The organism is Natronococcus roseus (assembly GCF_043677095.1).
Taxonomy (GTDB): domain Archaea; phylum Halobacteriota; class Halobacteria; order Halobacteriales; family Natrialbaceae; genus Natronococcus; species Natronococcus roseus.
Genome location: NZ_JBHLJR010000016.1, coordinates 1 through 1,128 on the forward strand (window position 1 = coordinate 1; position 1,128 = coordinate 1,128).

A 1,128-nucleotide genomic window follows, 5' to 3' on the forward strand; every position below is an offset into this window, starting at 1 on the left:
GGTGTCATCGCCCTCGTCGACGATGTCGATCGTGTTGAGCGCGTTCTCGAGCCGGTCGACGCGCGCTTCGTACTGGTCACGAAGCGTTTCGGTCGCCTCCTCGAGGGAGACGGCTCGAAACTCCTGTGGGCTCGAGTGTTGGACTTCGACGAGCCCCTGGGATTCCAACACTCGGACCGCATCGTACACCCGTGTTCGGGGAACCTCGGTCATCTCGCTGAGTTTCTTTGCCGTTCCCGAACGTAGACGGGAGAGACCGACGAAGCACCGCGCCTCGTATTCTTTCAACCCGAGTTGTTGAAGGAGCTCGATCGCTTCCTCCACGCTTTCATCTGTATCCATGTGTCCCAACCTTCCGGGAAGCCCCGGAAACTCACCCGACTGTTGGGTCCCAGAACGGATAGGCATTGTCACTCCAATTATGACGTCTCATCCCAATAGTCCGTGAAACGGTCGCTAACCGGGTGAAAACGCGGCGTCTCACGGCCCGTTCGTTTTGTTGTAACTATCCCAGTGACTACAGTCAGATAAGGCAATCCGAGAGAGGGAAATCGAAGGTAAGTATGAAATCGAGAAGTCACCCGATTAATCACAAAAGGGATATACGGCATGGCGGCTAACTTCTAGACCGGTACGCAGTCCAGTGCTGTGTCCCAACCACCTTACTGCTGTGTGCCGGTCCGGCCACCTTGCGTGGCCGGATTCGTACTGATCCAGAGCTGGTATCTCGATGAGTGGTAATCCATCTAAAAACCCGGAGACCGCCGCGACCGAGCAACTCGAACGGTTCGGGCTGAGTACCTACGCCGCACGGACGTTCGTCGCGCTCGCCAGCCTCGGCACGGGGACGGCCAGAGACGTGAGCCAGGTGTCGGAGGTACCACGCACTCGCGTGTATGATGCCGTCGACGAGTTACACGAGTGGGGACTCGTCGATGTCCAGCAATCCTCTCCCAAGGAGTTCTGGGTGATCTCCGCCGAAACCGCTTGTCGACGGTTCGAACGGGAGTTTCAGCATCGAACGGATACTCTCCAGACGGCACTGGGAAACCTCGAGCCGGCCGAAAAGCAAGCTGAGCAACGGGGAGTATGGACGGTCAATGGACAGGCGGCGGTCACGGATCGAAC

Annotated in this window: 2 protein-coding genes; one reads left to right on the top strand and one right to left on the bottom strand. The window is 58.0% G+C overall.

What is annotated here, in order from left to right; all coding sequences use genetic code 11:
• Window positions 1–342 (bottom strand): TrmB family transcriptional regulator (locus ACFEMD_RS22000; protein ID WP_394743424.1); only part of this gene is annotated, 342 nt, incomplete at its 3' end.
• Window positions 343–730: 388 nt separating this feature from the next.
• Between ACFEMD_RS22000 and ACFEMD_RS22005 the strand changes: the two genes are divergently transcribed.
• Window positions 731–1,128, top strand: a 398-nt coding sequence (locus ACFEMD_RS22005; RefSeq protein ID WP_394743425.1) for a TrmB family transcriptional regulator, incomplete at its 3' end; no start/stop codon positions are given.